The 5,817-nt window shown below is 47.6% G+C and carries 7 protein-coding genes; 1 reads left to right on the forward strand and 6 read right to left on the reverse strand.

Annotation, left to right across the window (positions count from 1 at the left end):
- The 6 genes from Q0231_RS15645 to Q0231_RS15670 form a co-directional block, all read right to left on the reverse strand.
- Positions 1–820: M55 family metallopeptidase (locus tag Q0231_RS15645; protein WP_299349005.1), on the reverse strand; the 820-nt coding region annotated here is incomplete at its 3' end.
- Between the two features lie 51 nt (positions 821–871).
- The gene (gene alr, locus Q0231_RS15650; RefSeq protein WP_299349007.1) at positions 872–2,020 is read right to left on the reverse strand and encodes an alanine racemase; all 1,149 of its coding nucleotides are present in this window, start codon (positions 2,018–2,020) and stop codon (positions 872–874) included.
- Between the two features lie 3 nt (positions 2,021–2,023).
- On the reverse strand, positions 2,024–2,878 hold the full coding sequence (locus Q0231_RS15655) for a D-amino-acid transaminase (protein WP_299349010.1): 855 nt from the start codon (positions 2,876–2,878) through the stop codon (positions 2,024–2,026).
- 443 nt (positions 2,879–3,321) lie between these two features.
- Entirely contained in the window at positions 3,322–3,564 is a 243-nt protein-coding gene (locus Q0231_RS16770) for an FAD-dependent oxidoreductase (protein ID WP_367274508.1), read from the reverse strand.
- Between the two features lie 58 nt (positions 3,565–3,622).
- Complete coding sequence (locus tag Q0231_RS16775) at positions 3,623–3,850, reverse strand: helix-turn-helix domain-containing protein (protein ID WP_367274507.1); 228 nt, start codon at positions 3,848–3,850, stop codon at positions 3,623–3,625.
- A 209-nt stretch (positions 3,851–4,059) separates the two neighbouring features.
- Complete coding sequence (locus tag Q0231_RS15670; RefSeq protein WP_299349016.1) at positions 4,060–5,379, reverse strand: ISNCY family transposase; 1,320 nt, start codon at positions 5,377–5,379, stop codon at positions 4,060–4,062.
- A gap of 122 nt (positions 5,380–5,501) precedes the next feature.
- Between Q0231_RS15670 and Q0231_RS15675 the strand changes: the two genes are divergently transcribed.
- A partial coding sequence (locus Q0231_RS15675) for a hypothetical protein (RefSeq protein ID WP_299349013.1) occupies positions 5,502–5,817 on the forward strand: 316 nt, incomplete at its 3' end.

Raw genomic sequence — 5,817 nt, forward strand, 5'->3', positions numbered from 1 at the left:
GCATTACAGCGCTCGCAATAAGCGCAATCGCGCTCAAGCAACCAATTGCCTGAGCGTACGAAACACATTCAAACTGCACTGTGCGTGGTCCAGACCGTTGGACGAATGGCAGCAAAGAAACAGCGTCAGCCTGCATTTGGTGATGGAATTGCACGTCAGTCTTAAGTGGGGGCGAGGTCGGGACTGCCGTTGATCTTGTTTGAGCTTCTTTCACGGCCGAAAAAACCCCTTTCTTAATCAGTTTTCTGGATTCTACAGGTGAAAGACTGTTGGTAGCGTTGGCACCAATGCTTGATTTCACAACGATTGTTTTTGTGCCGGGGAATTGCTCGTCGATTTCGTTTGCAAGATAATCGTCGCCGCTTACCGCCAAAAGTGGCACGCCGATTTCGGCTGCATGCCCTGCAAATAGAGTTGGCTCGCCAGTCAATATCCCATTGATCTCAATACGTCGAAAAGCTTGGCCGCTGATGGTGTGCGAGAGAACACCAAAGTTATCCGCAGCAGCATGATAACCAATTAGCACCGCGCCGTCATAGCTCGCTGAAATGTCATCTATCATGGACAATGGTCGTGGCTTGCCAGAAACAATCCGCGCACGAGGGTCAAGATCCGTAACAATTAGATTGCGCATCGGACCATGTGAATCCGCCACAGTTACCTCTGTGCCACCGGCGTCAAACGCCGCTTCAATCGCCGCATTTGCCTCTTGGCTCATAAGCCGACGGGCAACTTCGTATTCGGGGTTCCCGCGTGCGCCTTGTAGGCTTTCGTTGACGCCGGCGACGCCTTCAATGTCGACGCTGATGAAGATTTTCATTTGTTGTCCTTCCGCGGTTGTTCGCATTTTGAAATTCTTTGATCACTAAATTCAACTTTGGGTATTGATATATTGGCGTTCTAGCCTTGCACCCAAACGGGTCAAAACCTCATAAGCGATGGTATTTGCTGCATCTGCAAAATCATCAATTGTTGTGCGATCGTTGAGCACTTCTATGCCAGCACATTGCTCAAGAATTTCCTTAGGGACGGCCGTTACGTCATAGACAACGCAATCCATTGAGATGCGCCCAATCATTGGTACAGCGTGATTACCGATCCAACCAACAATTGTTTTCGTGTTGGTGGTCTCTGTTTTCAAGGAAGCCGCACGGATCAAACCGTCTGCGTAGCCAATGCCGCATATTGCAATTCGAGTATCGCTATCAGCTAAATAGCCAGCGCCGTAGCCCAAACTTTGCCCTTTAGGTATGGTTTTGAATTGCATGACTCTGGCAGCTAAACGAATGACAGGCCGCAGTTGCGTGGTTTGCTCCGTCACTCGACCACCGTAGAGTGCTATGCCTGCCCGAACGACGTCAAAGTGTGTGGCTGCAGGCAAAAACACGCCCGAACTATTGCACAACGAAGCAGCAACATTGGGGAACAACTTCAGTGCGCGTTTGAACAGGCCTATTTGCTCGTTGTTCATCGGGTTTTCTGGTTCATCAGCACAAGCGAAATGACTGACGATCAATACTGGTTCTGGGCATTGTGTATCCGTGATAAACGTTCGCGCTTCTTGAAGTCGGCTATGCTCAATGCCGTACCTGTTTATGCCTGTTTCCACATGCAACGCATAAGGAGCATCTTTAGGCGCGCATTCATGCCAATTTTTTAGATCCGCAATACTGCCAAGAACAGGGGTCAGATTGGTATCTGCGTAATAAGGCACATTTTCAGTTATCAGGCCTTCAAAGACATATATAGATGCTGAGGGGCAGTACAGTCGAACATTCAAGGCTTCCTCAACTGTAGCTGTGAAAAACAGTTCGCAGCCTGCATCAAAAAGTGCACTGACAACTGCTGGAATGCCAAGGCCATAAGCGTTAGCTTTAACAACCGCACCAACTTTTGCGTTGCGTGCAATGCCAGAAAACGTTCGCCAATTACCGACGATCGCACCAAGATCGACAGTTAGTAAACCCGCTCGCGCTAGCATATTTGTCATTGTTTGAGTGTCTTTTGAGCGATCGTCCATTTCCTAAATCGCCTCAGCAAGGCTGTTTTCCAAATATGCTTCGCGTAGTTTTAATGTCATGGGACCTGGCGTGCCGGTGCCAATTGTATGTCCGTCAAGGGCAACCACAGGCGTGACAATGCCAGACGCAGATGTCGAAAATGCCTCATTTGCATTTTTTACTTCCTCAAGCGTGAAAGGTCGCTCCGATACCGCATAACCCAGTTCGTCAGCACATTCTAAGACCGCCTGTCGCGTTATGCCATGTAGAATACTGTTGGAGAGATCGCGCGTGACAATCTGATCATCTGCTGTCACAATATAGGCGTTGTTTGACGTACCTTCTGTGACAACACCATCTTGATGCATCCATGCATCATGGGCGCCTCGAACAACGGCGTCGTTCTTGATCATGGAAGAATAAGTGAGTTGAACTGTTTTGATGTCCCTTCGTCCCCAACGTAAATCTGGATAGGAGAGAACGTCCATGCCCCGTTTTGCCAAGGGATTGTCGATCAGCGATTTCTGCTGTGTAAACATCACCACACCCGCAGTCATTTTATCCCGCGGGTAAAGAAAATCGCGTTCAGCTGTACCGCGTGTGACCTGGATGTAGACCAGGCCCTCAGACAATCCGTCAGTCTTTACGAGCGTTCTGTGGATGTCCAGAATTTCCTCATTGCTCAATGACAGGTCGATTTCCAACTCACGCAATGACCTTCGGAGCCGTTCGATATGCGGGGCAAATCCGACAAGCTTGCCCTGCATAACGAAGGTGACTTCATAAACTGCATCTGCAAAAAGAAAACCTCTGTCGAAGACAGAAATCTTGGCTTCATTTTCGGGTACATATTCCCCATTTATGTAGATTTGGCGCATGAGATGCCTTTATGTGTCTTAGTTGTTTTTGGTTGGTGATTATCTGGTCAAATCGATTGATCGACGCTGTTGAATATCGGTATCTAAATTGGATATTGTCACTTTGATATTCACTTGCCCAATGCCATTATGTGATGAACTATGCAAAATGGACATAAGGTGGCACAATGGAACTGCAAAGAGTCCAGTTGGGCGCAGTTATCCCCTAAACGGCACTATCTTTATGCTTTGTTCACCCACTAATCTCCAAAGAGGTGCCCACGCAGTTCATTCTGTTTGTTGACATTCCAATAATGCGGGGGCTTTTCGCGGTGTTATGATGCCGAAGGGTCTTGTGTCAAATTGTCCAAATTGACTTTTCTGAATTCGAACTCACCTTCACTTTTTAATGGCTCCAACAAAGTAGAAATTATCTTTTTCTCTATTAACACAACTGTTTCAAATCAGGCCGTGCGTGCGATAGCAGGATTGTATGATGCGAGCTCTTCGGCAAAGGATTGTTCGCTTGCTAATCCAGCACTTTCTTTCATCAAATCGGCCACAGCTGTTGCTATGGCGGGAGCTGTCTGAATTCCATATCCGCCTTGTCCCGCGAGCCAAAAGAATCCTTCTTGATCATCATCGAAGCCGAATATTGGTGCCTTGGTTGAAACGAAATTTCTCAAGCCAGCCCATTTGTGTGAAATTCGATCAACCTTTAGGGGATATAGTCAAACGGCACAGGCAAAACCCCTAGCGTAGGATTTAGCCCCTAGCCGGAACAGACCCCATTATAGTCGATCGATGTCGCTTCAATGCTTGTGCTATCTCGTCAAAAGATACGCGTGCATGACGCCAACGTTCAATTTTACGACGCTCTTCTAGTGTGATTTGTGAGTAATTGTGTCCATGATAAATTCCTCCTGTCTGATAACACATTGTTTTCAAACAAAAGTCGCGCTTCAAGGTAGCGCGCACCCTGCTACACATCATGTCAAAGCTAAATAGAAATGGCTCTAGGTGGGCTATTTAGAAATGTCTCACTCCTGTGAGGAGGGCACATAGATAGCGGACATTGGCTGGACCGCAAGAGTCAAAGCCAATGGGGCGGAAGCTTCGCACTAAAGTCGTTTGCGAGCAGTCCTATTCTGCCACTATTCCGCAATTCTCTGACTTTGGGGTGTTCTGAATAAGTCCGTTGCTTACCCTGAAATGTCACTTTTTGGAATATCAAACATCGAAGGGCCTTGGCCGGTTCGCCGAGGTGCGTTGCCACTGCGCTTAAGTTCGCGTTTTGCCTGCTCCGTTGCCACGAACTCTAGAACTGCATCTAGTCGTTTGTTTTCGACAATCTCTGCTCGGTTGACCGAACGAAGTTTGTCAAAAGTTCTGTACGGCAGGCATACGCCATCATATTGAATCTCAACTCGACCATCCGGATAGTCGCAAATCGTCACTTTCTTTCGGGTAAGGCCGAGCGCAACATCAGTTTTGTCCAATATGAATAGCACTTTGTCATAACGAAGGGTGAGGGTGTTTGAAAGGGTACGTTCGACCTTGTTGCACATGGCGCCATCCAAACTGTCATGCTCGGATAAAGGACGGTGTACATCTTTTGGATTGCGCGGCACCTTGCCAAACCTCTGATTGAAATCGGCTGTGAATGCAGGGACAAACGCATTGGCGTCCTCAATGGTGCTGATATCCCGCAAGCGTAGCTCTTTGACCAATCGATCCTGCAAAGTCTTGTTCGCCCGTTCAACCCGACCCTTGGCCTGGGGAGAGTTGGCGCAGATAATATCGATGTTCAATTCATGAAGTGCTCGACCGAATTGTGTCATGCCCGATGTTGCATCTTTAACGGATGGATGGATTGTGCGGAAAACCGCGTGCTTGTCGCTATAGAACGCAAGCGGCTTGCCATATTGGCTCAGACACTCTTTTGCCGCATGAAAGTAGTCAAATGCGTTCTCTGTTTTACAAAACCGAAGATGCAAAATCTTGCTCGTGGCATCATCGATAAAGACGAGCAGGGCGCATCTTGGACCTCTTTCTTCAAACCACCAATGATGAGACCCATCAATCTGGATCAGCTCCCCAAAACACTCGCGGCGGTTTCTGGGCTGATGAATGTGCTGCTTGCGTTGGTCCTTACGTGACATCCAAATCCCAGCCTGAATCATCCATTTGCGCAACGTTTCTTTGGACACTGACACATCATGCAGTTCATTGAGCTTCTCGAGAGCCAAGGTTGGACCAAAATCGTGGTAGTTTTGCCGCACAAGCTCGACAACATAGTCACGAAAGCCGACTGAGTAAGTTCGATTGCTTGGCTTACCGCGCTTCTTTGAAATCAGGCCTAATGCACCATTCCGACGAAAATCTGCCACCAAGCGGGTCATTTGGCGCCGGCTGATTCCAACGAATTTAGCCGCCTGAACCACACTTATGCGCTGCTTTTGAATGTCCTCAATGATTTTAATCCGCAGTAGTTCTTTCTCGCTCATCACAAATAGTCCCATATCTGCATGCCTCATCATAAACTGAAAACTCAACTTGATGGGACATTTCTAACTTGCTAATGTGAGACATTACTAAATAGCTGCTACACATCAATTTCGCATAATTAAGATTATGGAACTAATTGTTATTTTGTATCAATGAGTTAACCAATTCTACTGGACGGCTGTCCCAGGGTGCTCGTGTTGCATTCAGTGCAAGTCTTGATGCCCCTCTGGATATCTGCGGGTTCCGACGATTAAAAGAAGATGTTGGCGCCGCGACACTCGATAACGTGCTGGATGCCGCTGACCGATTGGAATTCAAACAAATACTTAGTTTGCCAATTGTCGCAATTTCTGGTCTGAATGCCTCGCGGATCAAGATGTTGAACCGTCGAGTTGAAGGAGAAACCGCTTCGGAAATGTTGCAACACAGGGAAGAAATGGACTTGTCACTTT

It is taken from the genome of uncultured Maritalea sp., from assembly GCF_937139385.1.
Lineage (GTDB): Bacteria > Pseudomonadota > Alphaproteobacteria > Rhizobiales > Devosiaceae > Maritalea > Maritalea porphyrae_A.

What these genes read in the sequence shown, in the direction of transcription:
- alr (WP_299349007.1), bottom strand. Translation starts at nt 2,020, where the DNA reads ATGGACGATCGCTCAAAAGACACTCAAACAATGACAAATATGCTAGCG.
- Q0231_RS15655 (WP_299349010.1), bottom strand. Translation starts at nt 2,878, where the DNA reads ATGCGCCAAATCTACATAAATGGGGAATATGTACCCGAAAATGAAGCC.
- Q0231_RS16775 (WP_367274507.1), bottom strand. Translation starts at nt 3,850, where the DNA reads ATGATGTGTAGCAGGGTGCGCGCTACCTTGAAGCGCGACTTTTGTTTG.
- Q0231_RS15670 (WP_299349016.1), bottom strand. Translation starts at nt 5,379, where the DNA reads ATGGGACTATTTGTGATGAGCGAGAAAGAACTACTGCGGATTAAAATC.